General features: G+C 71.0%; 18 protein-coding genes and 1 riboswitch. Of the genes, 10 read left to right on the top strand and 8 right to left on the bottom strand.

Annotated features, from left to right (window positions below):
* Positions 1 to 39: 39 nt before the first annotated feature.
* From ACYVAK_RS12990 to malQ, 4 genes are read left to right on the top strand one after another with little or no spacing between them, the layout of a single operon-like run.
* Entirely contained in the window at positions 40 to 2,535 is a 2,496-nt protein-coding gene (locus tag ACYVAK_RS12990; RefSeq protein ID WP_461061648.1) for a glycogen/starch/alpha-glucan phosphorylase, read from the top strand.
* Positions 2,528 to 4,762 (top strand): 1,4-alpha-glucan branching protein GlgB, encoded by a 2,235-nt coding sequence (gene glgB, locus ACYVAK_RS12985; protein ID WP_461061646.1) that lies wholly within the window; start codon positions 2,528 to 2,530, stop codon positions 4,760 to 4,762. The genes ACYVAK_RS12990 and glgB overlap by 8 nt, the downstream gene beginning before the upstream one ends.
* On the top strand, positions 4,759 to 6,894 hold the full coding sequence (gene glgX, locus ACYVAK_RS12980) for a glycogen debranching protein GlgX (protein WP_461061644.1): 2,136 nt from the start codon (positions 4,759 to 4,761) through the stop codon (positions 6,892 to 6,894). Before glgB ends, glgX begins: the two co-directional genes overlap by 4 nt.
* On the top strand, positions 6,894 to 8,414 hold the full coding sequence (gene malQ, locus ACYVAK_RS12975) for a 4-alpha-glucanotransferase (RefSeq protein WP_461061642.1): 1,521 nt from the start codon (positions 6,894 to 6,896) through the stop codon (positions 8,412 to 8,414). The genes glgX and malQ overlap by 1 nt, the downstream gene beginning before the upstream one ends.
* A gap of 40 nt (positions 8,415 to 8,454) precedes the next feature.
* Here malQ and ACYVAK_RS12970 read toward each other — a convergent pair whose 3' ends face one another.
* Positions 8,455 to 8,832, bottom strand: a complete 378-nt coding sequence (locus ACYVAK_RS12970; protein ID WP_461061640.1) for a hypothetical protein — start codon at positions 8,830 to 8,832, stop codon at positions 8,455 to 8,457.
* A gap of 95 nt (positions 8,833 to 8,927) precedes the next feature.
* On the opposite strand from ACYVAK_RS12970, the gene ACYVAK_RS12965 reads away from it, so the two are divergent.
* Together ACYVAK_RS12965 and ACYVAK_RS12960 are read left to right on the top strand one after the other, a co-directional pair.
* On the top strand, positions 8,928 to 9,692 hold the full coding sequence (locus tag ACYVAK_RS12965; RefSeq protein ID WP_461061638.1) for an AraC family transcriptional regulator: 765 nt from the start codon (positions 8,928 to 8,930) through the stop codon (positions 9,690 to 9,692).
* Entirely contained in the window at positions 9,689 to 10,915 is a 1,227-nt protein-coding gene (locus ACYVAK_RS12960) for a saccharopine dehydrogenase family protein (RefSeq protein WP_461061636.1), read from the top strand. The genes ACYVAK_RS12965 and ACYVAK_RS12960 overlap by 4 nt, the downstream gene beginning before the upstream one ends.
* Before the next feature lie 3 nt (positions 10,916 to 10,918).
* Here ACYVAK_RS12960 and ACYVAK_RS12955 read toward each other — a convergent pair whose 3' ends face one another.
* Both ACYVAK_RS12955 and ACYVAK_RS12950 read right to left on the bottom strand, forming a co-directional pair.
* A complete protein-coding gene (locus ACYVAK_RS12955; protein ID WP_461061634.1) occupies positions 10,919 to 11,503 on the bottom strand; it encodes a DUF4136 domain-containing protein in 585 nt (194 codons plus the stop codon).
* 27 nt (positions 11,504 to 11,530) lie between these two features.
* Positions 11,531 to 12,145 (bottom strand): DUF4136 domain-containing protein, encoded by a 615-nt coding sequence (locus tag ACYVAK_RS12950; RefSeq protein WP_461061631.1) that lies wholly within the window; start codon positions 12,143 to 12,145, stop codon positions 11,531 to 11,533.
* A 186-nt stretch (positions 12,146 to 12,331) separates the two neighbouring features.
* Between ACYVAK_RS12950 and ACYVAK_RS12945 the strand changes: the two genes are divergently transcribed.
* The gene (locus ACYVAK_RS12945) at positions 12,332 to 13,426 is read left to right on the top strand and encodes a serine hydrolase domain-containing protein (protein WP_461061629.1); all 1,095 of its coding nucleotides are present in this window, start codon (positions 12,332 to 12,334) and stop codon (positions 13,424 to 13,426) included.
* A 43-nt stretch (positions 13,427 to 13,469) separates the two neighbouring features.
* Here the strand turns inward: ACYVAK_RS12945 and thiC are convergent, their stop codons facing one another.
* The 4 genes from thiC to ACYVAK_RS12925 form a co-directional block, all read right to left on the bottom strand.
* Positions 13,470 to 15,350: a phosphomethylpyrimidine synthase ThiC gene (thiC, locus tag ACYVAK_RS12940; protein ID WP_461061627.1), complete on the bottom strand. Its 1,881-nt coding sequence runs from the start codon at positions 15,348 to 15,350 to the stop codon at positions 13,470 to 13,472.
* Between the two features lie 55 nt (positions 15,351 to 15,405).
* Positions 15,406 to 15,499: riboswitch (TPP riboswitch) on the bottom strand.
* Positions 15,500 to 15,552: 53 nt separating this feature from the next.
* The gene (locus ACYVAK_RS12935) at positions 15,553 to 17,976 is read right to left on the bottom strand and encodes an Ig-like domain-containing protein (protein WP_461061625.1); all 2,424 of its coding nucleotides are present in this window, start codon (positions 17,974 to 17,976) and stop codon (positions 15,553 to 15,555) included.
* A gap of 174 nt (positions 17,977 to 18,150) precedes the next feature.
* On the bottom strand, positions 18,151 to 21,312 hold the full coding sequence (locus ACYVAK_RS12930; protein WP_461061623.1) for an efflux RND transporter permease subunit: 3,162 nt from the start codon (positions 21,310 to 21,312) through the stop codon (positions 18,151 to 18,153).
* Positions 21,313 to 21,318: 6 nt separating this feature from the next.
* Positions 21,319 to 22,527: an efflux RND transporter periplasmic adaptor subunit gene (locus tag ACYVAK_RS12925; protein ID WP_461061621.1), complete on the bottom strand. Its 1,209-nt coding sequence runs from the start codon at positions 22,525 to 22,527 to the stop codon at positions 21,319 to 21,321.
* Positions 22,528 to 22,598: 71 nt separating this feature from the next.
* On the opposite strand from ACYVAK_RS12925, the gene ACYVAK_RS12920 reads away from it, so the two are divergent.
* The 3 genes from ACYVAK_RS12920 to ACYVAK_RS12910 all read left to right on the top strand — a co-directional run bounded on the left by ACYVAK_RS12920 (position 22,599) and on the right by ACYVAK_RS12910 (position 25,453).
* Positions 22,599 to 23,258 carry a TetR/AcrR family transcriptional regulator gene (locus ACYVAK_RS12920; protein ID WP_461061618.1) on the top strand — a complete coding sequence of 220 codons (660 nt, stop codon included), beginning with the start codon at positions 22,599 to 22,601 and terminating at the stop codon, positions 23,256 to 23,258.
* Positions 23,259 to 23,373: 115 nt separating this feature from the next.
* Positions 23,374 to 24,027 carry a protein-L-isoaspartate O-methyltransferase family protein gene (locus ACYVAK_RS12915; protein WP_461061616.1) on the top strand — a complete coding sequence of 218 codons (654 nt, stop codon included), beginning with the start codon at positions 23,374 to 23,376 and terminating at the stop codon, positions 24,025 to 24,027.
* A gap of 22 nt (positions 24,028 to 24,049) precedes the next feature.
* Entirely contained in the window at positions 24,050 to 25,453 is a 1,404-nt protein-coding gene (locus ACYVAK_RS12910) for a TolC family outer membrane protein (protein WP_461061614.1), read from the top strand.
* Positions 25,454 to 25,512: 59 nt separating this feature from the next.
* On the opposite strand, the gene waaA is transcribed toward ACYVAK_RS12910, so the two are convergent.
* Positions 25,513 to 26,817 carry a lipid IV(A) 3-deoxy-D-manno-octulosonic acid transferase gene (waaA, locus tag ACYVAK_RS12905; protein ID WP_461061612.1) on the bottom strand — a complete coding sequence of 435 codons (1,305 nt, stop codon included), beginning with the start codon at positions 26,815 to 26,817 and terminating at the stop codon, positions 25,513 to 25,515.
* Positions 26,818 to 26,848: the final 31 nt, after the last annotated feature.

Here is a 26,848-nt window from a genome sequence, read left to right as displayed (position 1 = left end):
GCCCGCCCCGGCGCGGACGCGGGTCTTAAGCTCCCGCGGATGACGACCCAGCCCGCCACCGCCCCGGCCACGACGCCGGCCGCCCCGCCCGCCGCCGACCTCGTCGCGGCCTTCCGTCGAGCGCTTGCCATGACGACCACCGACGGCCGCGAGGCCCCTGCCGCCCGCGCCGCGCTTCGCGCCGCCGCCGACGCCTGCCGCGGCCCGCTGGCCGAGCGCTGGGCCGCCACGCAAGCGAAGGACGCCGCGCGCGGCAAGGACCAGCGCCGCGTGCACTACCTGTCGATGGAATTCCTGATGGGCCGCGCGCTGCGCAACGCGCTGGCCGCCCTGCAGCTCGAACCCGCGCTGCGCGATGAACTCGGCCACCACGGCGTGTCGCTGGCCGACGTGCTCGAGTCCGAGCCGGACGCCGCCCTCGGCAACGGTGGCCTCGGCCGACTCGCGGCCTGCTTCCTCGACAGCTTCGCCGAACTCGGCCTGCCGTCCTTCGGCTACGGCCTGCGCTACCGCTACGGCATGTTCGCGCAGGGCCTGCAGGACGGCGCGCAGGTGGAGCGCCCCGACGACTGGCAGCGCGACGGCACGCATTGGGACTTCGAGCGCAGCGACGTCGCCTTCGTCGTCGGCTTCGGTGGCCACGTCGAGGCGGACGCCAGTGGCGCGCGCCGCTGGGTGCCCGCCGAGCGTGTGCGCGCCCGCGCCTTCGACTTCGTGGTGCCGGCGCATGCGCATGGCCACGTCGCCACGCTGCGCCAGTGGGAGGCCAGCGCCGATCAGCCGATCGACTTCGCCGCCTTCTGCCGCGGCGATTACGCCGCTGCGGGCGCGGCACAGCTCGCCGCCGACACGCTGAACTGGGTGCTCTACCCGGACGACAGCACCGAGGCCGGCCGCACGCTGCGCCTGAAGCAGGAGGCCTTCCTCGTCTCCGCCTCGCTGCAAGACCTGATCGCGCGACACCTCGCCGAAGGGCGTCCGCTGGCCGAACTCGGCCGCGGCAATGCCATCCACCTCAACGACACGCACCCGGCGCTGGCCCCGGCGGAACTCATGCGCCTGCTCGTCGACGAGCACGGCCTCGAGTGGCCCGAGGCCTGGGCCATCACCCGCCAAGCGGTGGCCTACACCAACCACACCCTGATGCCGGAGGCGTTGGAGACGTGGCCGGTCGCGATGGTCGAGCGCCTGCTGCCGCGCCACCTCGAGATCATCTACCGCATCAACCACGAGTTCCTCGGCGAGGTGCGCGCCAAGGCCCCGGGCGACGAGGCCCTGGTGCAGCGCGTGTCGATCATCGACGAGCAGCACGGCCGCCGCGTGCGGATGGCCGCCCTCGCCGTGGTCGCCTCGCACCAGGTCAACGGCGTGGCGAAGCTGCACTCCGACCTGATGGTCGAGACGATCTTCGCCGACTACGCCCGCCTGTACCCCGAGCGCTTCACCAACGTCACCAACGGCGTCACGCCGCGACGCTGGCTGCAGCAGTGCAACCCGGGCCTGTCGACCCTGCTCGACGACACCATCGGCACCGGCTGGCGCCGCGACCTCGCGCAGCTTTCGGGCCTGCGCGCGCAGGCCGGCGACGCCGCCTTGGGCCAGCGCCTCGCCGCGGTGAAGCGCGCCAACAAGGAAAAACTCGCCGAGCGCATCCGCCGCGAACTCGGCGTGGTGGTCGACGTCGACTCGCTGTTCGACGTTCAGATCAAGCGCATCCACGAGTACAAGCGCCAGCTGCTGAACCTGCTGCACGTCGTCGCGCGCTACCAGGCCATGCTGGCGAACCCGGAAGGCCCGGACGGCCGCGGCTGGACGCCGCGCACCGTGGTGATCGCCGGCAAGGCCGCGTCCGCCTACGTCGCCGCCAAGCAGATCGTGCGCCTCGCCACCGACATCGGCCGCGTGGTCAACAGCGACCCGCGCCTGCAGGGCAAGCTCAAGCTGGTCTTCCTGCCGAACTACGGCGTGTCGCTGGCGGAGTCGATCATCCCGGCCGCCGACCTCTCCGAGCAGATCAGCACCGCCGGCACCGAGGCCAGCGGCACCGGCAACATGAAGTTCGCCATGAACGGCGCGCTGACCATCGGCACCTGGGACGGCGCCAACATCGAGATGGCCCAGCACATCGGCGAGGACGACGTCTTCGTCTTCGGCCTGCGCGCCGACGCGGTGGCGAACCTCAAGGCCGTGGGCTACGACCCGCGCTGGATCGCCGCGCAGAACACCGCACTCAAGGCCGTGCTCGACGCCATCGGCAACGGCGCCTTCAGCCCCGGCGAACCGCAGCGCTACCGCGCCCTCGTCGACGGCCTCCTGAACCGCGACGCCTACCTGCTGCTCGCCGACTTCGCCGACTACGTGGCCACGCAGGCGCGCGTGGATGCCCTCTACCGTGACCCGGCGGCGTGGAACGCCGCGGTGCTCCGCAATATCGCCGGCATGGGCTTCTTCTCGGCCGACCGCACGGTGGCCGAATACGCCGCCAAGGTGTGGGCCGTGCCCGGCACCACGACGGTCGCGAAAACGAATGCTTGACCCGGGCGCCGTCGCGGCCCTGCTCGCGGCGCGCCATGCCGATCCCTTCGCCGTGCTCGGCCTCCACGCCGACGCGGCGGGCGCGCTGTGGGTGCGCGCCCTGCTGCCGGGCGCGGAGACGGTCGAGGTGCTCGACGCCGCCAGCGGCAAGGCGGTGGCCACCCTCGGCCCGCGAAGCCTCGACGTCTCGGGCGGCGAGACCGTCGCCACGCCCCTGTTCGAAGGCAAACTGCCGCGTCGCAAGCAGCGCTTCGATTACCGGCTTCGCGTGCGCTGGGCCTCCGGCGAGGAAGGCGTCTATGCCGACGCCTACGCCTTCCCACCCTCGATCACCGAGGACGAGCTCCGCGCCTTCCACGAAGGCCACCACACGCGCCCACAGCGATTCCTCGGCGCGCACGCCATGACGCTCGACGGCATGGCCGGCGTGCGCTTCGCCGTCTGGGCGCCGAATGCGCGCCGCGTGTCGGTGGTGGGCGACTTCAACGGCTGGGACGGCCGCCGCCATCCGATGCGCCTGCGCCACACCGCCGGCGTGTGGGAGCTGTTCGTGCCGCACGCCGCCCCCGGCGATCTCTACAAGTACGAGCTCGTCGATGCCAACGGCAGCCTGTTGCCCGCCAAGGCCGACCCCTACGCGTTCGCGAGCGAACTGCGGCCCGGCAATGCCAGCCGCGTGGCCGCCCCGCGCGCGGACACCCCGCTGCCTGCCGGCCGCGCGCCGCACAACCACCGCGGCGTGCCGATCAGCACCTACGAGGTGCACCTCGGCTCCTGGGGGCATCCTGGCCTGGCCGCCGCCACGGCCGCGCGACCGCATTGCGCCGCGCACACCGCGCGCAGCGGCTTCCCTCACTGGGACGCGCTGGCCGCCGTGCTGCCGGCGTATGTGGCCTCGCTCGGCTTCACCCACGTCGAACTGCTGCCGATCACCGAGCACCCCTTCGACGGCAGCTGGGGCTACCAGACCCTCGGGCAGTTCGCGCCCACGGCACGCTTCGGCGAGCCCGAGGGCTTCGGCCGCTTCGTCGCCGCCTGCCACGCGGCGGGTATCGGGGTGATCGTGGACTGGGTACCCGCCCATTTCCCCCGCGACGCCCATGGCCTCGGCCGCTTCGACGGCACCGCGCTCTACGAGTACGCCGACCCGCGCGAGGGCGAGCACCGCGACTGGGGCACGCTGATCCCGAACTTCGGCCGCAACGAGGTGGTGAGCTTCCTCACCGGCAGTGCGCTGCACTGGCTCGAGCATTGGGGCGTGGACGGCCTGCGCGTCGATGCCGTGGCCTCGATGCTCTACCGCGACTACTCGCGCAACGCCGGCGATTGGATCCCCAACGCGCACGGCGGCCGCGAGAACCTCGAGGCCATCGCGCTGCTGAAGCACCTCAACACCACGATCGGCCGCGAATGCCCCGGCGCCATCACGGTGGCCGAAGAGTCCACGAGCTTCCCCGGGGTATCGGCGCCGGTGCACGCCGGGGGGCTCGGCTTCCACTTCAAATGGAACATGGGGTGGATGAACGACACCCTGCGCTATGTGCAGGAGGAGCCCGTCCACCGCCGCTGGCACCACGACCGGATGAGCTTCGGCCTCGTGTACGCGTTCAGCGAGAACTTCATGCTGCCGCTGTCCCACGATGAGGTGGTGCACGGCAAGGGCTCGATCCTCGGTCGCTGCCCCGGCGACGAATGGCAGCGATTCGCGACCCTGCGTGCCTACTACGGCTTCATGTGGGGGCACCCGGGCAAGAAGCTGCTGTTCATGGGCCAGGAGTTCGCCCAGGGCACGGAATGGAACCACGCCGATTCGCTGCCCTGGCCCCTGCTGCAGTACGCGCACCATGCGGGCGTCCGCGACCTCGTGCGCGACCTCAACGCGCTCTACCGCGCCACGCCCGCCCTGCACGCGCTGGACAACGACGCCGCGGGCTTCGAATGGCTGGTCGGCGACGACCGCGAGCAGAGCGTCTATGCGTGGGCCCGGCATGACGGCGAGGGCGACGTCGCGCTCGTCGCCTGCAACTTCACCCCGGTGCCGCGCGAGGGCTACCGCCTGCCGCTGCCGAAGGGCGCGCCGAAGGCCTGGCGCGAAGCCTTGAACACCGACTCGCGCCACTACGGCGGCGGCGATGTCGGCAACGGCGGCGGCGTGCTGAAGGCGAAGGACGGCGGACTCGTGCTGACCCTGCCGCCGCTGGCCACCGCGGTGCTGCGTCCGGCATGAGCCGCTGGCAGCCCGGCTCGCATGCGCCCTTGGGCGCGCACGCCCGGGACGGCGGCGTGGACGTCGCCGTGGCCTCGCAGCGCGCGAAGCGCATCGAGTTCTGTGTGTTCAGCGACGACGGCCAGCGCGAGCTCGAACGCCTGCCCCTGCACGCGGGCGAGGACGGCGTGTTCCATGGCCGGCTTGAGGGCGCGGAGCCGGGGCTCGTGTACGGCTTCCGCGCGCACGGTCGCTACCAGCCGGAATCGGGTTACCGCTTCAACCCCGCCAAGCTGCTGCTCGACCCGTATGCCCGCGCCGTGGTCGGCGACTTCCAGTGGCGCCCCGAACACCACGGCTGGGCCGCGAGCCACCCGCAGGGCCGCCAGCCCGACACCCGCGACAACGCCGCGTTCGCGCTGAAGGCCCGCGTCATCGACGCGCCCGCGCCGCTCGCCGACGGCCTGGTGCTGCGCCCCGCCGCGCGCCCGCGCCGCCCGCTGCGCGACAGCGTGCTGTACGAACTGAACGTCCGCGGCTTCACGATGCGCCTGCCGGGCGTGCCCGACGCGCTGCGCGGCACCTTCGAAGGGCTCGCCCACCCGGCGGCCATCGCGCACCTGAAGTCGCTCGGCGTCACCACGCTCTCGCTGATGCCGGCGATGGAGTGGCTTGACGAGGCGCCGCTGGCCGAACGCGGCCTGCGCAACTACTGGGGCTACAACACGATCGCGTTCTTCTGCCCGGCGCGGCGCCTGTGCCACCGGCCGGATGACGCCATCGGCGAATTCCGCCGCATGGTCGCCACCCTGCAGCGCGAGGGCTTCGACGTCGTGCTCGACGTGGTACTGAACCACACCGCCGAGGGCGACAAGCACGGCGCGACGATCAGCTTCCGCGGCCTCGACAACGCCAGCTGGTACCGCCTCGTCGGCGACGACCGCAGCCGCTACGAGAACGTCAGCGGCTGCGGCAACACGCTGCGGCTGATCCACCCGCGCACCACGCAGTTCGCCCTCGATGTGCTGCGCTGGTGGGTCGAGACCATGGGCGTCGACGGCTTCCGCTTCGACCTGGGCGCCGCGCTCGGCCGCACGCGCCACGGCTTCGACCCCTCCGCGCCGTTCTTCGTCGCGCTGCGGCAGGACCCGACGCTGGCGCAGGTGCACCTGATCGCCGAGCCGTGGGACGCCGGCTTCGAGGGCTACCAGCTCGGCCGCTTCCCGGGCCGCTTCGCCGAATGGAACGACCGCTTCCGCGACGCCGTGCGCGGCTACTGGCTGGGCGCCGACGCCACCGCCGACGGCCACCCGCGTGCCCCGGTGCCGCGCAGCGAGTTCGCCAAGCGCTTCACCGCCTCGAGCGACCTGTTCCAGCACGGCCAGCGCCGCCCGCAGTCCAGCATCAACTACGTGGCCGCGCACGACGGCCGCACGCTCGCCGATGTCGTCGCCTACGCCGCGCGCCACAACCACGCGAACGGCGAGCACAACCGCGACGGCCATGCGCACGAGGTCTGCGCGAACTTCGGCGCGGAGGGCCCGACCGACGACCCAGCCCTGCTCGCCCGCCGCCGCCGGGTTCGGCGCGCCCTGCTGGCGACCACGCTGCTCGCGCAAGGCACGCCGATGCTGCTGGCCGGCGATGAAGCGGGGAATACGCAATCCGGCAACAACAACGCCTACTGCCAGGACAACGCCACCGGCTGGATCGACTGGTCCGGCCTCGGCACCGACGACGATGCGCGCGCGCTGATCGCCCAGCTGATCGCACTGCGCGCCAGCGAGTCCTACCTGCGCTGGCCGACGTGGTTCCTGCCAGAGCCCGGCGAGGACGACCCGGCCATCCGCTGGCTGCGCCCCGACGGCAACGACATGCGCGTTGAAGACTGGCACGACGCCGGCGACGGGGCTTTCGCCTGCCAGCTCCGCGCCGCCGGATCGTCCGCGCCGCGCGGCTGCATCGCCTTCAATCCGGGCGGGAGCGACCGCACCTTCGAACTGCCCGATGGCCCGTGGCAGGTGCTGTTGGAAACCTCCGGCACCTCCCCGTCCCGCGCCCCCGTCACCACACTCGCGTCCCGGGCCGTGCTCGTCCCGGCCCACGGCCTGCTCGTCCTTCGCCGCCTCTCCTCCGCTCCGGAGCCGACCTGATGTTCAACCTCGACCAGCGCGCCGCCGGCGTGCTCCTGCATGTCACTTCCCTGCCCGGCCCGCACGGCATCGGCGATTTCGGCCCGGAGGCCTTCCGCTTCGTCGACTGGTTGAAGGAGGCCGGCCAGACCATCTGGCAGTGGCTGCCGGTGAACCCCATCGGCCCGGGCAACTCGCCCTACCAGAGCGTGTCGGCTTTCGCCGGCAGCCCGCTGATGATCGCGCTCGAAGGCCTGGTCGCGAACGGCTGGCTGAAGGCCCCCGCGCTGCCCGAGGGCGGCTTCGACGCGCACAAGGTCGACTTCGGCAAGGTCGTCGAATGGCGCAACACCCGGCTGCGCGAGGCCTATGCCGGCTACGTCGCGAAGAACGCGCCGGCCGAGCGCGCGGCCAAGGCCGAGTGGGCGAAGCGCGAAGCCTACTGGCTCGACGACTACGTCCTGTTCATGGCGTTGGAAACCGCGCACAGCGGCATGCCGTGGTGGACCTGGGCGCCGGCCCTGCGCGACCGCGATCCCAAAGCCTTGGCTGCCGCGCGCATCGAGCACGCCGCCGAGATCGGCTACTGGACGTGGGTGCAGTGGTGCTTCGACACGCAAGCCGCCGCACTGAAGCGCTACGCCAACGAGCGCGGCATCGCGATCATGGGCGACCTGCCGATCTACATCGCGCACCACAGCGCCGACTGCTGGGCGCGCCCCGATCTGTACCAGCTCGACGCGCAGGGCCAGCCCACGGCCGTGGCCGGCTGCCCGCCCGACGCGATGGCGCCGACCGGCCAGCGCTGGGGCAACCCGCTGTACCGCTGGGACCGCATGGCGCAGGAAGACTTCGCGTGGTGGAGCGACCGCGTGCGTCGTGCGCTGGGCCTCGCCGACGTGTTCCGCATCGACCACTTCCGTGGCTTCGCCGGCTACTACGAGATCCCCGCGAGTTGCCCGACGGCCGAGGAAGGCGAGTGGGTGCCGGGCCCCGGCAAGGCGCTGTTCGATGCCATCGAGAAAGCCCTCGGCCCGCTGCCCATCGTCGCCGAGGACCTTGGCCTGATCACGCCGGACGTGATCGAACTGCGCGACGGCTGCGGCTTCCCCGGCATGACCATCCTGCAGTTCGCCTTCGGCGGCGACGCCACCGACCCCTTCCTGCCGCACCACAGCGTGCCCGCGCGCGTGGCCTACACCGGCACGCACGACAACGACACCGTGCGCGGCTGGTGGAATTCAGCGACGCCGCGCGAGCGCCAGTTCGCCGGCAGCTACCTGCCGGCCTCCGAACACGACATCCACTGGGCGATGGTGCGCGCCTGCGCCAACTCGGTGGCGAACTTCGCCGTGTTCCCCCTGCAGGACGTGCTCGGCCTCGACGCCGCGCACCGCATGAACATCCCCGGCACGATGGGCGAGCACAACTGGAGCTGGCGCTTCACCTGGCCGATGGTCGACGACGAAGCCAAGCGCGTGCTCGGCCTGATCACCGCCACCAGCGGGCGCGGGCCGTGGGGCTTAAGCGGGGTGGGTTGAGCGACCCGAGCACGACGCTTCGACAAGACGCGGCGTGGTCTCAAAGCCTCGCCGCGCGCCAATGAAGCGCGGCGGCCAACGCAAGTGCCACCAAGGCCGCCACATCAATCCACACCACCCGCGCGATCAGAGCGTTGTAACCACCCACGCTCCACGCAATCACCAGAAAACTGCTGATGCTGATGAAACCAACAACGGCCGCAACAGATCGCCAGGCCGGGACGAAGGCCGCCGCCACCATCACGCCGCCGACCAAAGCAAACAGCACGGCGCGGTGTTGCATCAGGATGAGCAGGTTCGGGTCGGTGATGGGCAGGCCGTAAAGGCGCTGCAGTGAGGCGGCGCCGAGGACGCCGGTCACGGGCAACAGGTGCACCAGCCCAACGAGCAGCCATAACGTCGCGGAGAATGCTTTCATGGTGAAGAGCTCCCGAGGGATCGGCGATGGCGAATCCTAGGCCGCGAAGGTCACCGGCGCTTCCAGAAACGTGCGCTTCGCCGCGAGGCCAGTTGGTGGACGGGGGGCACGCCATCCTCTACATCGGTCCGGCATTTCCGATTGCGGCGCACCGCAACAGCGTGACGGTCCTGGCCTTCGGACTCGACGATGCCTTCGAAGTGGCCGAGCACCTGGACGAGCCGCCGGGCTCCGGCCGGCTTGCGCGCAGCGCGGTGATTCCGGCCGGCCAGTGGCATCGCTTGCACACGCCGGCCTCGACCATGGCGTTTCTCTACCTCGACGCCGGCGATCGGTCGTGGCAAAGGCTTGCTGCCTCGGCCACACCGGGGCCGAGAGGGTGTGCCATCGGCATTGCGGCTGAAGGGATGGCACTGCAGGTGCTTCGACGCCTGTGTGCACAGCCCCATGCGCAACGCGTCGACTTCATCGCCCTGACGTCGTGCTTGGGAATCGAAGCACCCCGCATGGACCGAAGGATCGAAGCCTCGCTGGCCCGTCTGCGTTCAGACCCCAGCCTCACGCATCGCGTCAGCGAGCATGCGACGCAAGCCGGGCTGTCGGTCTCGCAATTCCAACGCCTCTTTACCCGGAGTACCGGCCTGCCTTGGCGTCGTTGGCGCCTGTGGCAACGCACCTCTTCGGCGGTGCGCGACATCATTGCAGGCGCCTCGCTCACCGAGGCCGCCCACATCGCGGGCTTTTCCAGCGGCGCGCATTTCAGCGATGCCTTCAAGGCGATGTTCGGCATGCCGCCTTCCAACCTCAACGCGATCGACCTCACGTGGACGGTCATCGACGTGCGAACATCAAGCCCATGAACAAAGAATTCGACCTCATTGTGTTTGGTGCCACCGGCTTTACCGGCCGTTTGGTGGCGGAGTATCTCCACGCGACGTATGGCGCCGCAGGGTCCGTGCGCTGGGCCATGGCCGGCCGCAGTGCGGCCAGGCTCGCCGAAGTGCGCGACGCGCTCGGCCTGCCGGCCACCCTGCCCTTGCTGGTGGCCGACGCCGCGGACGCGAAGGCGCTGCAAGGCCTCGTCGCCAGCACGCGCGTGGTCATCACCACCGTCGGGCCTTACCAGCAATACGGCGAACCACTCATCCGCGCCTGTGCCGCCTCCGGCACCGACTACGTCGACCTCTGCGGCGAGCCGGGCTGGATGGCGACGATGATTCCGGAACTGGACGCGCCCGCGAAAGCCAGCGGCGCGCGCATCGTCTTCTCCTGCGGCTTCGATTCCATTCCCTTCGATCTGGGCGTGCTGCACGCGCAGCAGGAAGCGGCGCAACGGCTGGGGGCGCCCCTCGCCCGCGTGCACGGCCGGGTCAAGGTCATGAAGGGCACGTTCTCGGGCGGCACCGTGGCGAGCATGCTGGCCACGATGGAAGCGATCGGCCGCGACCGCAGCCTGGTCCGCACCCTGGTCGATCCGTTCGCACTGGTGCCCGGCTTCAAGGGGGCGCGCCAGCCGAACGACAACACGGCGGAATTCGATGACCTGGCCAAGGCATGGACCGCGCCCTTCGTGATGGCCACCATCAACACCAAGAACGTGCACCGCAGCCACGCCCTGCTGGGGCATCCGTGGGGCAAGGACTTCGTCTACAGCGAGCGCACGCTCACCGGCGAGGGAAAGGCCGGCGAGAAGCGCGCGCGGTCGATGGCGCGCCACGCCAAGCTGCAGACGATGCTGCTCGCCTTCGCGCCCACGCGCGCCCTGCTGCGCCGGTTCGCGCTGCCGAAGCCCGGCGAGGGCCCGAACGCGACGCAGCGCGAGAAGGGCCGCTACGAGCTGCTGTTCTTCGGCGCGACGGCCGACGGCCGCACGCTGACGACGCGCGTCACCGGCGACCGCGACCCGGGCTACGGCTCCACCAGCAAGATGATCAGCGAGGCCGCGCTGTGCCTGCTGCAGGACGTCGATCGCGGAACGACGCCGGGTGGCGTGTGGACGCCGGCGGCGGCGATGGGGATGCACCTCGTCGAGCGCCTGCGCGAGCGCGCCGGCCTGAGCTTCGATCCCGTCGAGGGTCGCTGACGCTCAGGGCGTCGACGACCGTGCCGGCAGCGCCGCCATCACGCGGCGCAGGGCGACTTCGAAGGCCTCCGCCTCGCCATCGCGGCCGACCCGCGGCACGTCGACACCACCGGTCCACACCACGCGCTTCGCTCCGGCGTCGACGATGTCGATGGCGATCGCGCCGGGCCACCGCGAGCGCTCGCGCGAACCGTGGCCGCCGAGCGGGATGCCCACGCCCACGCCGCCACGCGTACTGCCGCCGCCCACGCCCATGCCGAGGCCCAGGCTGAAGGCCGGACCACCGCCACCATCACGCGCGGCGGCGATCACGTTGATGCGCAGCGACGGGGCGTCGGGATCGAGGCGATAGCCACGGGACTCCATCTCGCGGCGCAACACCGCCCGGGCGCGTTCGCCGGCCATCGTGCCGTAGCCCTCGCGCTCCATGGCCAGGGGCTCGAAGAACGCAAACGTCGCGTAGGTGCGCACATCGGCCCCGGGCGCCTGTTCGGCGGTGGCGATCGGGGTCGAAGCACAGCCGGACAGGGACAGGGCAACGACGGTCGCGAGCAGGGCGGACGCGAGGATCCGGGGGCGCGGGGGCATGGGCATCACTCCAGGGACGGTGTGGCGTCAGGGGGTGGCCGACGCCGGCCGAACCGCGGGCGACGTGCCAGCCGCGCGATGCGGGAACGCGTCGAAGATCTTCACGATGGACGCGACGGCGCGCTCGCGACGCTCGGCCGGGGTTCGGCCGGCGGCACTCCCCACCGCGACGCCCTCCCAGACGAGACGCTTGCCGCGCGCGTCGACGAGGTCGACGTTGACGGTGCCTTCCGTGTACTCCATCAGCTGCGCGCGCTCGCGCCAGACGGGCACGGTGACGAACGCGTTCGCGCGGTAGCTGTAATAGGTGGCGTAGCCGGTGGTCGGCACCGACACCACGTCGGCCTTCTCCTCGACGAAGGCGTTGATGTTGAGCCGCAGGTCGGGCGAAGCCTCGTCATACACGTAGCCGCGCGCTTCCATCTGCCGGCGCGCTTCATCCTTCAGGCGCGCGCTGAGCAGGGTCGTGTAGCCGCGGGTTTCGAGCGCCAGGGGCTCGTAGAAGGCGAAGCTCCGGTAGCGCGAGAAGTCGGCGCCCGGGTCAGCGTCGGTGGTCACGCGCGGGCCGGTCGCGCAGGCGGCGAGGAGCAGGGCGGCAAGCGCCGGCGCGGCGGCGCGGAGGAACGGAGGGAGACGGAACATGGCAGGCCTCGGAGCGGGACGCGATGACCCGATGCTACCCGCCCCCGCGATGACCGGCGCAGCGGGACGGCGTCGGATGGACCACGAGCCGACTCCAGGTTCCGAAGTGTTCAGACTTGTCGAGACGCCGGGAACTCCAGGCCACCGCGGCCATCGAACAGGCTCCCATCCCTGAGGTCCTCCCGCATGTTCCCGATCGTGCGTTGGTTTGGCCTCGGCCTCCTGCTGCTCGCGCAGGCGGCCGCCGCCCACGGCACCGAGCGCCGCCACCCCGCGATCGACCGGGCGCTGCTCACGGCATCGGCCGAAGGCGAGTTCCGCGGCGTTGTCCTGATCGCGAAGGGCGACCGGCTTGTGCACCACGCGGCGTACGGTCTGGCCGACGCCGGGAGCGGGCGCGCCAACACCGTCGCCACGGCGTTCCAGATCGGATCCCTCACCAAATCATTCAACGCCGTCACCGTCATGCAACTGGTCGACGAGGGCCGCCTCGACCTGCAGGCACCGATCGGCCGTTACCTGCCCGGACTCGCGCCGCGGCTCGGCGACCGGCTCACCTTGCACCTTCTGCTGAAGCAGCGCTCGGGCCTTCCGGTGCATCTGGAGCGCATCGCGCCGCAGGGGGATGAGCAGGCGAGTCGCGAGGACCTCCTCGCCCTGATCAATCGGGCCGAGTTCAGCTTCCCACCGGGCAGCCGGCATGAATACTCGAACCTGAACTACCACCTCGCCGCCATGGTGATCGAGGCAGTCACCGGCAAGACCTTCGGCGAGGTGCTGCAGACCCGGACCTTCGGCCCGCTCGGGCTCTCGCGGTCCGGTGCCGAAGCCTTCGGCAAGCCACCCGCGCATCGCGCGCTCGGCTACCGGGACGGCCTGCTCGGCTGGCGCCATGTCGAGAACAACATGTCCTACACCTTGGGATCGGGCGACCTGTACGCCACCGCCGAGGACCTCTGGCGCTGGAGTCGCGCGCTCGACGATCCGACCTACGTCTCACGGTCGGGCCGAGCCGCCCTGTTCGACGGTGGCAGCGAGGCCGACGGCTTCTACGGCTACGGTTTCCGCATCCAGCCCTACGGGCGCCCGGGCGGCGGCACCGGCACGCTGGTGCGCCACGGCGGGTCGATGGACGGCTTCCTGTCGAACCTGCACCGCTATCTCGACGATGACCTGACCGTCATCGTTCTCGGCAACCAGCGGCCGTTCGACATCCGCGCGCTCACGCGCCAGCTCAAGACGCTGGCACTGGACATGCCGGAGGCCGGCGAGGCGGAGTGAAACCCTCCGCGCACCCTCGAAGAGTGCGCGGAGGGGGTTCGCCTCAGTCCTTCCGGTAGACCTGGGCACCCTGGGCCCGGAACTCCGCCGACTTCTCGGCCATGCCCTTCTCCAGCGCCTCGGTTTCCTCCGCGACACCCTTCTCCGCCGCGTAGTCACGCACGTCCTGGGTGATCTTCATCGAGCAGAAGTGCGGGCCGCACATCGAACAGAAGTGCGCGACCTTGTGCGCGTCCTTCGGCAGGGTCTCGTCGTGGTAAGAGCGCGCCTTCTCCGGGTCGAGGCCGAGGTTGAACTGGTCCTCCCAGCGGAACTCGAAGCGCGCCTTCGACAGCGCGTTGTCGCGGGCCTGCGCGCCCGGGTGGCCTTTCGCCAGATCCGCCGCGTGCGCGGCGATCTTGTAGGCCATGATCCCTTCGCGCACGTCCTCGCGGTTCGGCAGGCCGAGGTGCTCCTTCGGCGTCACATAGCAGAGCATCGCCGTGCCGTACCAGCCGATCATCGCCGCGCCGATGGCGCTGGTGATGTGGTCGTAGCCCGGCGCGATGTCGGTGGTGAGCGGGCCCAGCGTGTAGAACGGCGCCTCGCCGCACTCGCGCAGCTGCTTGTCCATGTTCTCCTTGATCAGCTGCATCGGCACGTGGCCGGGGCCTTCGATCATGGTCTGGACGTCGTGCTTCCACGCGATCTTGGTGAGCTCGCCGAGCGTCTCCAGCTCGCCGAACTGCGCGGCGTCGTTGGCGTCGGCGATCGAGCCGGGGCGCAGGCCGTCGCCGAGCGAGAAGCTCACGTCGTAGGCCTTCATGATCTCGCAGATTTCCTCGAAGTGCGTGTAGAGGAAATTCTCCTTGTGGTGCGCCAGGCACCACTTGGCCATGATCGAGCCGCCGCGCGAGACGATGCCGGTGACGCGCTTGGCGGTCAGCGGCACGTAGCGCAGGCGCACGCCGGCGTGGATGGTGAAGTAATCGACGCCCTGCTCGGCCTGCTCGATCAGCGTGTCGCGGAACAGCGCCCACGTCAGTTCTTCAGCCTTGCCGTCGACCTTCTCCAGCGCCTGGTAGATCGGCACCGTGCCGATCGGCACCGGGCTGTTGCGCAGGATCCACTCGCGGGTTTCGTGGATGTGCTTGCCGGTGCTCAAGTCCATCACCGTGTCGCCGCCCCAGCGGATCGCCCACACCAGCTTCTCGACTTCTTCGGCGATGCCGGAAGAGACCGCCGAATTGCCGATGTTCGCGTTGATCTTCACCAGGAAGTTGCGGCCGATGATCATCGGCTCGAGTTCCGGGTGGTTGATGTTCGCGGGGATGATGGCGCGGCCACGGGCCACCTCGTCGCGCACGAATTCCGGCGTGATGCGCGCCGGCAGCACGGCGCCGAAGCTCTCGCCCGGGTGCTGCTTCAGCAGGTGCGCTTCGCGGATGGCCTCCAGCCGCTGGTTCTCGCGGATGGCGATGTACTCCATCTCCGGCGTGATAATCCCGCGGCGCGCATAGTGCATCTGCGTGACGTTGGCGCCGCTCTTCGCACGGCGCGGCAGCGCGCGGTTCGGAAAGCGCAGCGAATCCAGCTTGGTGTCGTGCTCACGGGCGCGACCGAAGGCCGAGGTCAGGCCGCCCAGCACTTCGGTATCGCCGCGCTCTTCGATCCAGCGCGCGCGCAAGGCCGCCAGTCCGCGAGAAAGATCGATGTTCGCGCTCGGGTCGGTGTACGGGCCCGAGGTGTCGTAGACCGCCAGCGGCGCGTTCTTCTCCACGCCCACCGTGCGCGGCGTGGGGCTGAGCGCGATCTCGCGCATCGGAACGCGCAGGTCGGGGCGCGAGCCCTCGACGTGGATCTTCACGGAGCCCGGGATGGGGCGGGTGACTTCTTCGGAAAGCTGGCGGGTCTTGTCCAGCAGGTCCTTGGCGACGGCGTTCATTCGATGGCGCTCTGCTCGGCCCCGGTCGGGGCGTGGGGAAACGGGCAGGAGCGCCGTCGAGCGCGTCGAAGTCTCCCTACGGCGGCGTCACCCGCATCAGGTTCGAAGGGTCTCTCTCAGCCCAGCCACGGGCACCCCTGCTTCCGGCGCGCATTGAAGCACGCCCCGGGCAGAGCGTCACGCCGTGGGCGCTGCGATGACGTCACGACGACGGGCAACCGAGGCCGGCGGTCTCGCCACCGAGGCGCTCCAACGTCTCGTTCCGCGCCACCCCGCCGCGCAAGCCCGTGCCCAGCACGGCGTCGACGCGCGTCAAGATCGGGCTGAGCGACGGCGCGAAAGCCCGGTCGAGGTCGCCCACGGTCTCGCCCCGACGCTCGCCGCGCGGACAGAACAGGCAGGCATTGCGGTAGGCGACCAAGGGCAGCCGGCGGCTCCCGAGGACACGGAACCCGCCCCCCTCGGCCGACAGGTAGCGCGGCTCACCCCGGGCGTCATGGGTGAACAGGCCATAGAACTCGTAATCGGCGGTGATCCACAGGCCATAGCCCTCGCCGGCGTATGCCGGGTCGTACCAGAGGCCCGAGAGGTCCCGCGGGGCGCCGCGATCAACGGGGCAGCCGCGTCCGAAATCGAAGAGCCGCTGCGAGCCGACGCGGCCATCGACCTCGAACGACCAGACCGGCGCACCGCCATCGAGCACGGCGAGGCTGCCTCGACCCACGACGGCAAGCCGCCGGCCACCGTTGCCCATCGCACTGCGGTAGATCGTCGGCGCCCAAGCGGCACCATCGGCCGGGGCCTCACCCTGCAGATACAGCCAGGTACTCGCCCCGGCGTCGTCGAAGGCGTACCAGATCCCGGACCAGTTGCTGCCCGCGCGGTCGACGATCAGGCCCTCGCCCGGACGGGAGGGCGGCGCGTAGACGCCGGGGCGCAGGCGCGGCTCGAACCCCTCTTCCGTCGCCAGGTCCACGTTGATCGCCACGTCGCCGAGGTCCATGGCGGCCTGCTCGACGCGGACGAACCAGCGACCGGCGGGGGTGTCCCGGATCTCGAGCGTGGCCACACCCTCCACGCTGCGCGCACGCGCCGCAGGCTCGGCGGCAGCCCCGGGAGGGCGGACCACGACACCGTCCTCGGTGCCGTCCGGCGCAGGTGCGCGATGCAAGGCCAGCGACATCGTCCCGTCGGCCACGGCGGACACCGTGAACGAGGCCGTGCCTTCCGGCACGTCGAGCACCAAGGCGTCGGCGATAGCGCCCTCGGGCAGGCCGAAGCGCACGGTCTCGCCGTCGCGCAGCAAGCGGGGTGCCACCCCGCTCGCGGCGCCCACCAGCGACAAAGGCACCCATCCCAGCGTGGTCCCGGGCTCGCTCTCGACCTTCATCCACGCCTCCTGCAGTTCGCCGGGCAGCAGCGCCTGGTCGACCCAGGACACGCGGAACGCCGCGTCGGCACCGGCTTCCACGCGGCCGGGAGCGGTCCACGCGAGCGGCGAGGCATCGGCCACATCGATCTCCAGGACCTGCAAGCGGGCCGAGACGCGCCGACCTTCGCGGTTGTGGGCGTATACCCACCAGTGGCGTCGCTCCTCGGCGGGCACCGACAGTTCGAGTACGCAGCGCTCGGTGCCGGCGGAGCGCGCCGAGACGCAGGCCACTTCATCGGAGGTCGCGCGCCGGTTGCCGTCATCGTCCGTGCCGACGTACAGGTCGACATCGGCATCATCGGCCGCGAGGTCGACCCGAAGACGCAGGTCGCGCCCCGACTCCCCTCCCTCCGCGGTGAACAGCGTCTGCGCCGAACCGCCACCGGCCCAAGGCTCCAGCGGCGTCGCGTCGACGGATATGGGGAACGCGTAGGTCGACGCCTTGCCCGTCCCCGTGAAAGTCAAGCGCGGCTCCGGGAGCTCGGGCAGTCCGCGGAGAGGCAGGTCGGCGAAGCCCGCACCCGCCGACACATCGAGCCGGACCGGCGCGACGGGCAGGATCACCACCTCGACATCGGCCTCGACGCAGCGCGCCGCCGCCTCGCAGAGGCGGTAACGGAAGCGGTCTTCCCCCACGGCGCCGGCGTGGGGCCGGTAGCGCAGGTGGAACCCCCCTTGCGACCGGGGGAGCACCTCGAGATCGCCCTGCGAGGCGGCGGAAACGACGTCGAGGCGGCCTGCGACGATCCGCCCGGGCTCGAAGCGGTCATTGGCAAGGACGTCGAAGTCGACCACGGCCGACCCCGCGACCAGCTCGAAACGGTCGGGACGCGAGGCGAGTGGCGCCGCGATACCGTCCGCCGCCAGACGCACCTCCACCGGGGCACTGCATCCGCCGTCGTCGCAGGCGCGGTAGGTGAAGCGGTCCGTGCCGTCGAAGCGCTCGTCCGGGGTGTAGCTGAAGCTTCCGTCCGGGAACAGGATCAGCTGGCCTGCCGACGCCGGCTCGGCGGGCTCCAGGAAGAGGCTGTCCCCGTCAGCATCCGTATCGTTGCCGAGCACGCCGGGGGGACGGACATCCACCGACTCGCCCTGCCGGAACACGTACCGGTCGGGCTGCGCCTCGGGGCGCGCGTTGGCGAATGCGGCAGGCGAGGCGAGGGCCAGTGAGACGAGGACGAGGAGCGGACGCATGGCGGGACGTGCGGCAAGCCAAGGGGACGCCCCCATGGTAGGACCAGCGTCCACGGGGTCCAACCGGCCGCGCGTGAAGATCGCCGCCGGGCCGCCGCAAGGGGCGGGGGAGGGAGCCGGTTCGCGGACGACCCGGCGGCGAATCTCGGACCGGGGCCCGGACCCCGGTGTGACTCAGTAGCGCGGCGCGGCGTCCGGGGCCTTGATGCGGAACCACGCCGCATAGAGCGCCGGCAGGAACAGCAGGGTGAGCGCGGTGGCGACGATCAGGCCACCCATGATCGCGACCGCCATGGGGCCGAAGAACACGCTGCGCGAGAGCGGGATCATGGCCAGAACGGCGGCGAGCGCCGTCAGCACGATGGGGCGGAAGCGGCGCACCGTCGCATCGACCACCGCCTGGAACGGCGCGTGGCCTTCGGCGATGTCGTGCTCGATCTGGTCCACGAGGATCACCGAGTTGCGCATGATCATGCCGCTGAGCGCGATCGTGCCGAGCATCGCCACGAAACCGAACGGCACCTGCGGGATCAGCAGGAACCACACCACGCCGATCAGCCCGAGCGGGGCGGTCATCAGCACCATCGCCATCCGCGAGAAGCTGCGCAACTGCAGCATCAGCAGCGTGACCACCGCGAACAGGAACAGCGGCATGCCCGCCGCCACCGACTGGCCGCCGCGCGCCGACTCCTCGACCGAACCGCCCGTTTCGAGGCGATAGCCCGGCGGCAGGTCGGCGCGGATCGCCTCCAGCGTCGGGAGGATCTGGTTCGTCACGGTCGGCGGCGTGACGCCCCCCTCGACATCGGCGCGGATGGTAACGGTGGGCAGGCGGTTGCGCCGCCAGATGATCCCCGGCTCGAAACCGTAGTCGATGCGGGCGATCTGCGCGAGCGGCACGGGCTTGCCGCTCGCGGTCGGCACCGCCAGCGACCCCAGCAGCGACAACCTCGTGCGCTCCTCCTCCGGGCCGCGAAGCAGGATCTCGATCAGCTCGTTGCCTTCGCGATAGGTGCTCACCGGCGTCCCGGAGAGCGACCCCTGCAGGAAGGCCGCGACCTGCGCGGAACTCACGCCGAGCGCGCGGGCGCGATCCTGGTCGATCTCGAGCCGGACGACCTTGCTCGGCTCGTCCCAGTCGAGGTTGACGTTGCGGGCGTGCGGGTTCGCCAGCACCTGCGCCTTGACGGCGTTCGCGATCCGCAGCACCTCGTCGGGGTGCTCGCCGGAGACGCGGAACTGCACCGGGAAGCCCACCGGCGGACCGTTCTCGAGCCGCGTCACGCGCCCCTGCAGGTCGGCGAACTCGGTGTCGAGCACGCCCTGCAGCCACGCCTTCACCGCCTCGCGCTTCTCGATGTCCGGGGTGATCAGCACGAACTGCGCGAAGTTGGCCTGCGGCAGCTTCTGGTCGAGCGGCAGGTAGAAGCGCGGCGATCCCGTGCCGACGTAGGCGACGTAGTTGACGATGTCCGGGTGGCCGTCCAGCTTCGCCTCGAGGCGCTTGGCGGCCGCCTCCGTCGCCACCAGCGAACTGCCCTCGGCGAGCTCGAGGTCCACCATCAGCTCGAGCCGCGTCGACGACGGGAAGAACTGCTGCGGGATGAAGCGGAACATCGCCAGCGAGCCGACGAAGGCCACCACCGTCACGAGGATCACCGTCTTGCGGTGGCGCACGCACCAGGCCACCAGCGCGCGGAAGCGCGAGTAGAACGGCGTGTCGTAGGGGTTGTCGTGGTGCGCGGTGTCCGGCGCGACCCAGGTGGCGATGGCCGGCGGCAGGCGCTTCGCCAGCGAGGTGCGCAGGGCGCCGATCACGCCGCCGCCGTGGCTGGCCAGCATCTGCTCGCGGTCGGGCAGCAGCTTGTCGCCGAGGTAGGGAATGAAGACCACCGCGACGATCCAGCTCAGGATCAGGGCCAGGACGACCACCTGGAAGATCGAGCGGGTGTACTCGCCGGTGCTGGAGGCCGCGGTGGCGATGGGCAGGAAGCCGGCGGCGGTGATCAGCGTGCCGGTGAGCATCGGGAAGGCCGTGCTCTGCCAGGCGTAGGCCGCGGCTTCGAGGCGCCCGAAGCCCTGCTCCATCTTCACCTGCATCATCTCGATGGCGATGATCGCGTCGTCGACCAGCAGGCCGAGCGCGAGGATCAGCGCGCCGAGCGAGATCTTGTGCAGGCCGATGCCGAGGAAGTACATCGCGGCGAAGGTCATCGCCAGCACCAGCGGGATCGACAGCGCGACGACCAGGCCGGAGCGCCAGCCCAGGCTGAGGAAGCTCACCAGCAGCACGATCAGCACGGCCTCGGCGAGGACCTGGACGAACTCGCCGACCGAATCACGGACCGCCGCCGGCTGGTCGCTGACCTTGGAGAGCGTCATGCCGGCCGGCAGCGTCGACTGGATGCGGGCGAACTCGGCTTCGAGCTGCTCGCCGAGCTGGATGATGTCGCCGCCCTTGCGCATGGAGACGCCGATGCCGATGGCGTCCTGGCCCATGAAGCGCATGCGCGGCGCGGCCGGATCGACGAATCCGCGCTTCACCTCGGCCACGTCCTGCAGGCGGAAGGTGCGGTCGCCCACGCGGATCGGGAACTGGCGGATCGCCTCCACGGAGTCGAAGGCGCCGGACACGCGCAGCTTCACCCGGTCGCTGGGCGTCTCGAAGAAGCTCGCGCCCACCACGGCGTTCTGCTCGTCGATCGCGCGCTGCACGGCATCGAGCGGTACGCCGAGCGTCGCCAGCTTGGTGTTCGAAAGCTCGATCCAGATGCGCTCGTCCTGCAGGCCGATCAGCTCGACCTTGGCGACGTCGGGCACGCGATGCAGCTCGAGCTCGATGCGCTCCGCGTAGTCCTTCAACGTCGCGTAGTCGAGGCCATCGGCCTGCAGGGCGTAGATGTTGCCGAAGGTGTCGCCGAACTCGTCGTTGAAGAACGGGCCGACGATGCCGGCCGGCAGGGTGTGGCGGATGTCGCCCACCTTCTTGCGGGCGGTGTACCAGAGCTGCGGCAACTCGGCCGACACCATCGAATCCTTGGCCATGAACAGCACCAGGGATTCGCCGGCGCGGGAGTACGAGGTGATGCGCTCGTACTGGCCGGTCTCCATCAGCTTCTTCTCGATGCGGTCGGTGACCTGCGCGGCCACCTCCTCCGCGGTTGCGCCCGGCCACATCGTGCGGACCACCATCACCTTGAAGGTGAACGGCGGATCCTCCGACTGGCCGAGGCGCTGGTAGCTGAAGATCCCGACGATCGCCAGCACGATCATCGCGTAAAGGACGAGGGCGCGGTTCTTCAGCGCCCAAGCCGACAGGTTGAAGTCGAAGGCCATCGCGGCTTATCCGGCGATCGCGGCGTCGAGTCGGTCGGCCCCGGCTTCGAGCGCGGTACTCGCGTCGTCGCCCAGGGGGCGATCGGCGGGAGCATCGACGCGCACGGGGCGGTTCTCGCGATCCACGGGTTTCACGGCATCGTCCTCGCGCAGCAGGTGCACGCCGCTGATCACGACCCAGTCGTTGGCGTCGATCCCGCCGGAGACCGGCACCTCGGTCTCGGTGTAGGCCCCCGTCTGCACGGGCACGCGCTTCACTCGACGGCCGCCGTCATCCAGCACCCACACCGCCGCCTGGCCGTCGACCTGCGCGAGCGCGGACAGCGGGACGCTGAGGGTCGGTGCCGCCGCGTTGGCCGCGTAGACGCGGGCGCTCTGGCCGAGCTCCACGCGCACCCCCTCGGGGAGGACGAGCGCGACCCGCGTGGCGTAAGTGCGGGCCTGCGGATCGGCGGCCGGCGAGATCTCGCGGATCGTTCCCGGCACACGCTGGCCCGGCGCGGCCCAGAGCTCGACGAGCACGCCCTGGCCCACCCGGAAACGGGCGACGTCCGCCTCCGGCAGGGCGATCGCGACTTCCCGCTCGCCGTCCTCGGCAAGCCCGAAGGCGGTCTGCCCGGCGGCGACCACCTGCCCCGCCTCGACCTGGCGGAGGGCGACCACGCCGGCGGCATTCGCCCGCAGCACGCCATAGGCCGCCTGGTTGCCGGCGACATCGAGCTGCGCGCGCGCCTGCGCGACGCGCGAATTGGCGGCATCGAGGGCGCTCTTGCGGGCGTCGAACAGGGAGCGGCTCACCAACTGGCGCTGGAACATCACCTCGATGCGTTCGAACTCGGCCGCGGCGAGCCGGGCGTCGGCTTCCGCGGCGGTCACCTGCGCCTGCGCGGCGTCGCGGTTCAAGCGCAGGTCCTGCGCATCGAGTTCGGCGAGGGGCTGGCCGGCAACCACGCGATCGCCAACGTCGACCAGACGCCGGGCGACTTTGCCGCCCACCCGGAAGGCCAACGGCGTTTCGTGGCGGGCGCGGATCTCGCCGGCAAAGGCTTGGACGGCTCCGGCGGCCGGCGTCGGCTGCTGTACCAGCACGGGGCGGGCCGGCGGCGGGCCGTCCCCGCCGTTGCCGCAGGCACTGAGCAGGCCGGCGGCCAGCAACACGGGCGCGAACCGGCGCACGGCGCGGAACGTCAGGAGGATGGGGCGGCAGGCGGGCATCGGAGCGACCACGATTCATGAACTCCTCGGTATGGTATATTTCGCAAACTCCCGAGTTCAATAAATTTCTTGTGACGACGAAGGCCCGCCCCGGCACGCCCGGGCGCCCCAAAGATCCCGAGAAGCGCGCCGCCCTGGTGGAGGCCGCCGGCCAGTTGTTCTGCCAGCACGGCTTCGAGGCGGTGAGCCTCGAGGCCATCGCGCAGGCGGCCGGGGTGTCCAAGCTCACGATCTACAGCCACTTCGGCGACAAGGAGGGCCTGTTCACGGCCGCCGTCGAGGCGCGCTGCGCCGACCAGTTGCCCCACGGCCTGTTCGAGTACACGGCATCCCTGCCGGTGGCCGAAGCACTGCGGCAGATCGGGCTCGGCTTCGTCGACCTCGTCTACAGCGACGACGCGGTGCAGTTGATGCGGATGATGGCCGCCCAGGCGGCACAGGCCGGGCAATCGACCCGACTCGCCCAGCTCTACTTCCAGGCCGGACCGAAGCGCGCGCTCGAGGAGATGGAAGGCTTCCTCGCCGCGGCCCGCGATCGTGGCGAACTCGCCGTGGACGACATCCGCCTCGCCGCGGCGCAGTTCTTCGTGCTCCTGAAGGGCCTGCAGCATTTCCGCATCCTGCTGGGGCTCGAGCCGGCGCCGGCGCCCCCCGCCCGCGCCGCCCACGTCGACCGCTGCGTCGCCCTGTTCCTGCGTGCCCACGCACCGGAGGCCGCGCCCCGGCCCTGACCGAAGTCGCGGTGACCTTCGTCACTGCCTTGGCACGCCCGGCTCCGGCACTGTAGGCCTTGCCGGCGGGGCCAGCCCGTACACTATGCGGCCCTGTTCCCGAGGACGTCCCACCATGACCATCGACTTCAACCAGGCCCGCCACGCGATGGTCGAGCAGCAGGTCCGCCCTTGGGAGGTCCTCGACCGCCGCGTCCTCGACGTACTCGGCGACGTGAAGCGCGAAGATTTCGTTCCGGCCGCGCACCGCAAGCTCGCATTCGCCGACCTCGCCCTGCCGCTCGGGCACGGCGAGTTCATGTTCAAGCCCGTCATCGAAGGTCGCCTGCTGCAGGCGCTGGACGTCGCGCCGACCGACGAGGTGCTCGAGATCGGCGCCGGCAGCGGCTTCCTCACCGCCTGCCTGTCGCGCCTCGCCCGTTCGGTGCAGGCCATCGAGCAGCACGCCGACTTCGTCGCCGAGGCGCAACGCCGCCTGCAGGTGCTCGAAACCAACAACGTGCGCATCGACGAGGCCGACGCCACGACGTGGGACACCCCGCTGCGTTTCGACGCGATCCTCGTCGGCGGAGCGGTTGCCGCGATGCCGGAGCGCTTCCTGCGCTGGTTGAAGCCCGGCGGCCGCCTGGTGCTGGTGCGCGGCGCCTCGCCGGTGCAGGAAGCGATCTGCCTGCGCAACGACGCCGACGGCCCGCGCGTCGAGAGCCTGTTCGAAACCGATATCCCCTACCTGCGCGGCTTCGCCCCGGAAGCACGCTTCACCCTCTGACCGTTCGATCGAAGGAAGCCCCATGCGCCTGCGTCCCCTCGCCCTTGCCCTGCTTGCCGCTGGCCTCGCCCTGCCGGCCGGCGCCGCCGACCTGCTGCAGGCCTATGAACTGGCGCGCAAGGGTGACCCGCAGCTGGCCGCCGCCGAAGCGCGCGCCGCCGCCGCCCAGGCCGGTGTTTCCCGCGCCCGCGCCGTGCTGCTGCCGCAGGTGAATGCCACCGCCAGCTTGAGTGACAGCGAAGGCGACAGCACGTCCTTCAGCAGCCGTCCGGACGGCCAGGGCGGCGTGGTTTTCGACCGCAATACCGGCAGCTCCGACTCGCGCAGCCGCCGCTACGGCCTCAACCTGAGCCAGACGATCTACGACCACGGCGACTACACGCAGCTCAAGGCCGCGCGTGCGGCCGCGGCCGAGGCCGAGGCGCAGCGCATCGCGGCCGAGCAGGCGCTGGCCGTGCGCGTCGCGACGGCGTATTTCAACACCCTGACGGCGATCGAGTCCCTCGCCTCGGCTCGCGCGCAGGAAGCCGCGGCGAAGCGCCAGCTCGACCAGGCCGAGACGCGCCTCGAAGTCGGCTTGGCGCCGATCACCGACGTGCACGAAGCCCGTGCCAGCTACGATGGCGCCCGCGCCAACGCCATCAGCGCGGCGACCCGCCTGGACGACGCCCGCGAAGCGCTGGCGGAGATCACCGGCGAGCCGCTGGGCTCCTTGAAGGGCCTGGGCGCCGACTACCAGCCCAAGCTCGATGACACCGAAGGCCTCCAGGCCTGGGTCGACAAGGCCCTCGCCGGGAACCCGACCCTGCAGGCCGCGGCGCTGGCGCTCGACGGGGCCGAGGCGAACGTCTCGACGGCCCGCGCCGGCCATCTGCCGACGCTGAGCCTGTCGGGCGGTTACAACGACTCCGCCACCTGGGGCAGCAACACGAGCGGCGGCGTCACCTTCCCGTCCGACAATCTCAACGACGGCCACAACGTCGGGATCACGCTGACCGTGCCGATCTTCAGCGGTGGTGCGGTCCAGGCCGGCGTCCGCCAGGCCCTCGCCAACCGCGATGCCACCGCGGAGCAGCTCGAGCAGCAGCGCCGCAGCGTGACCCGCCAGACCCGCAACGCCTACCGTTCGCTGGCCGCCGGCGCCGCCGAAGTCGAAGCCCGCCGCCTCGCCGTCGTCTCGGCGAAGGCGGCGCTGGAAGCCGGCGAAGCCGGCCTCGAAGTCGGCACGCGCACGGTCGTCGACGTGTTGCTGGCCCAGCAGACGCTGTTCGCCGCGCAAACCCAGTTCGCGCAGGCGCGCCACAACTTCCTGGTCAACGAGCTGTCGTTGAAGCAGGCGGCGGGCAGCCTGTCGCCCGCCGACATCGAGGCGGTGAACCGCCTGCTCAGCGCCGACGCGGAAGCCTCGCTCGACGCGACCAAATAAAGCGGCGCCCACGCGTCACGGGGATCGATGGAGGCGGCCGCGAGGCCGCCTTCGTCCGTTCAGGGGTGCGGAATACCGGCGACATCGTCGATCACGGCCAAGGTCCGCTGAAGCGCACCACGCTCGCGGTCGATGCGCTGACGCCCGGCGCGGCCGCGGGTCCGCGCCTCCTCCGGGTGCTCGACCAGCCACTGCACGGCAGCGGCCAACTGCGCGGCGTCGCCGATGATTTCCAGCGCACCCACGTCCTTCAGCAACGCGGTGATCTCGGCGAAATTGAAGGTGTGCGGGCCGCTCAGCACCGGCACGCCCAGCGCCGCGGGCTCGAGCAGGTTGTGGCCGCCGATGTCGCAGAGACTGCCGCCGACGAAGGCGACGTCGCCGGCGGCCAAGAAACCCGGCAGCTCACCGAGGCTGTCGATCAGGAAGACGGCGCAGCGCGCGTCCGGGCTGCGTTCGACGCTGCGGCGGCGCACGTCGAGTCCCGCCGCGCGCACGCGGTTCGCCACGGCGTCGAACCGCTCCGGATGGCGCGGCGCCCACAGCAGCAGCGCGTCGGGATGGGCCTCGCGGAGCCGCTGGTGCGCCTCCAGCACCGCCGCCTCCTCGTCGGCATGCGTGCTCGCCGCGACCCAGGTCGGCCGTCCGCCGCCCGCCTTGCGCCAGCCCACGGCTTCCTCGAGCGAGGCTTTTGGCAAGGGCTGGTCGAACTTGAGGTTGCCGGTCACTTCGATCCGCGCGTCGTCCCCGGCGAGCACGCGGAAGCGGGCCGCATCGGCCTCCGACTGCGCGGCCACCCGCCGCACGCCGGACAGCGCGAGGCGGATCAGCGGCCCCATCCAGCGGTAGCCGCGCAGCGAACGCTCCGACAGCCGCGCGTTGGCGATCACCACCGGCACGTCGGCGCGGGCACAGGCGACGAACAGGTTGGGCCACAGCTCGGTCTCGATGACGACGGCGAGCGCGGGGCGCACGCGCTCGAGGAAGCGCCGCACCATGCCGTGCAGGTCGTAGGGCAGGTAGACGTGGTGGACCGCCTCGCCCCACAGCGCGCGGACGCGCGCGGAGCCCGTCGGGGTGATGGTCGTGATCAGCAGCGGACGGTCGGGATGGCGCTGGCGCAGCGCGTTCACCAGCGGGATCGCCGCGTTGACCTCACCCACGGAGACCGCGTGCACCCACAAGGCCCCGGGCGGCAGCTCGGGCAGCGCGTCGAGCTGCGCGTAGCGCTCGCTCCAGCGCAGCAGGTACTCCCGCTGCCGGAGGCCCCGCCACACGAGGTGGTAGAGCGTGATCGGCACCAGCAACCACAGCAGGGCGGAATAGAACGCCAGCAGCAGGCGCCGGCCAAGGCTCAGGGACATGCGCGGAAGGGTAGCAGGGGCGCGCTTACAA

The sequence above is a fragment of the Silanimonas algicola genome (genome assembly GCF_054777375.1).
Note: the sequence above shows the minus strand (reverse complement) of the source record. Positions and strands in the feature narration are given on the sequence as shown.

What these genes read in the sequence shown, in the direction of transcription:
- ACYVAK_RS12955 (WP_461061634.1), bottom strand. Translation starts at nt 11,503, where the DNA reads ATGCCCCCGCGCCCCCGGATCCTCGCGTCCGCCCTGCTCGCGACCGTC.
- ACYVAK_RS12990 (WP_461061648.1), top strand. Translation starts at nt 40, where the DNA reads ATGACGACCCAGCCCGCCACCGCCCCGGCCACGACGCCGGCCGCCCCG.
- ACYVAK_RS12945 (WP_461061629.1), top strand. Translation starts at nt 12,332, where the DNA reads ATGTTCCCGATCGTGCGTTGGTTTGGCCTCGGCCTCCTGCTGCTCGCG.
- ACYVAK_RS12930 (WP_461061623.1), bottom strand. Translation starts at nt 21,312, where the DNA reads ATGGCCTTCGACTTCAACCTGTCGGCTTGGGCGCTGAAGAACCGCGCC.
- glgB (WP_461061646.1), top strand. Translation starts at nt 2,528, where the DNA reads ATGCTTGACCCGGGCGCCGTCGCGGCCCTGCTCGCGGCGCGCCATGCC.
- glgX (WP_461061644.1), top strand. Translation starts at nt 4,759, where the DNA reads ATGAGCCGCTGGCAGCCCGGCTCGCATGCGCCCTTGGGCGCGCACGCC.
- ACYVAK_RS12915 (WP_461061616.1), top strand. Translation starts at nt 23,374, where the DNA reads ATGACCATCGACTTCAACCAGGCCCGCCACGCGATGGTCGAGCAGCAG.
- ACYVAK_RS12960 (WP_461061636.1), top strand. Translation starts at nt 9,689, where the DNA reads ATGAACAAAGAATTCGACCTCATTGTGTTTGGTGCCACCGGCTTTACC.
- waaA (WP_461061612.1), bottom strand. Translation starts at nt 26,817, where the DNA reads ATGTCCCTGAGCCTTGGCCGGCGCCTGCTGCTGGCGTTCTATTCCGCC.
- ACYVAK_RS12970 (WP_461061640.1), bottom strand. Translation starts at nt 8,832, where the DNA reads ATGAAAGCATTCTCCGCGACGTTATGGCTGCTCGTTGGGCTGGTGCAC.
- ACYVAK_RS12950 (WP_461061631.1), bottom strand. Translation starts at nt 12,145, where the DNA reads ATGTTCCGTCTCCCTCCGTTCCTCCGCGCCGCCGCGCCGGCGCTTGCC.
- ACYVAK_RS12935 (WP_461061625.1), bottom strand. Translation starts at nt 17,976, where the DNA reads ATGCGTCCGCTCCTCGTCCTCGTCTCACTGGCCCTCGCCTCGCCTGCC.
- ACYVAK_RS12910 (WP_461061614.1), top strand. Translation starts at nt 24,050, where the DNA reads ATGCGCCTGCGTCCCCTCGCCCTTGCCCTGCTTGCCGCTGGCCTCGCC.
- malQ (WP_461061642.1), top strand. Translation starts at nt 6,894, where the DNA reads ATGTTCAACCTCGACCAGCGCGCCGCCGGCGTGCTCCTGCATGTCACT.
- thiC (WP_461061627.1), bottom strand. Translation starts at nt 15,350, where the DNA reads ATGAACGCCGTCGCCAAGGACCTGCTGGACAAGACCCGCCAGCTTTCC.
- ACYVAK_RS12925 (WP_461061621.1), bottom strand. Translation starts at nt 22,527, where the DNA reads ATGCCCGCCTGCCGCCCCATCCTCCTGACGTTCCGCGCCGTGCGCCGG.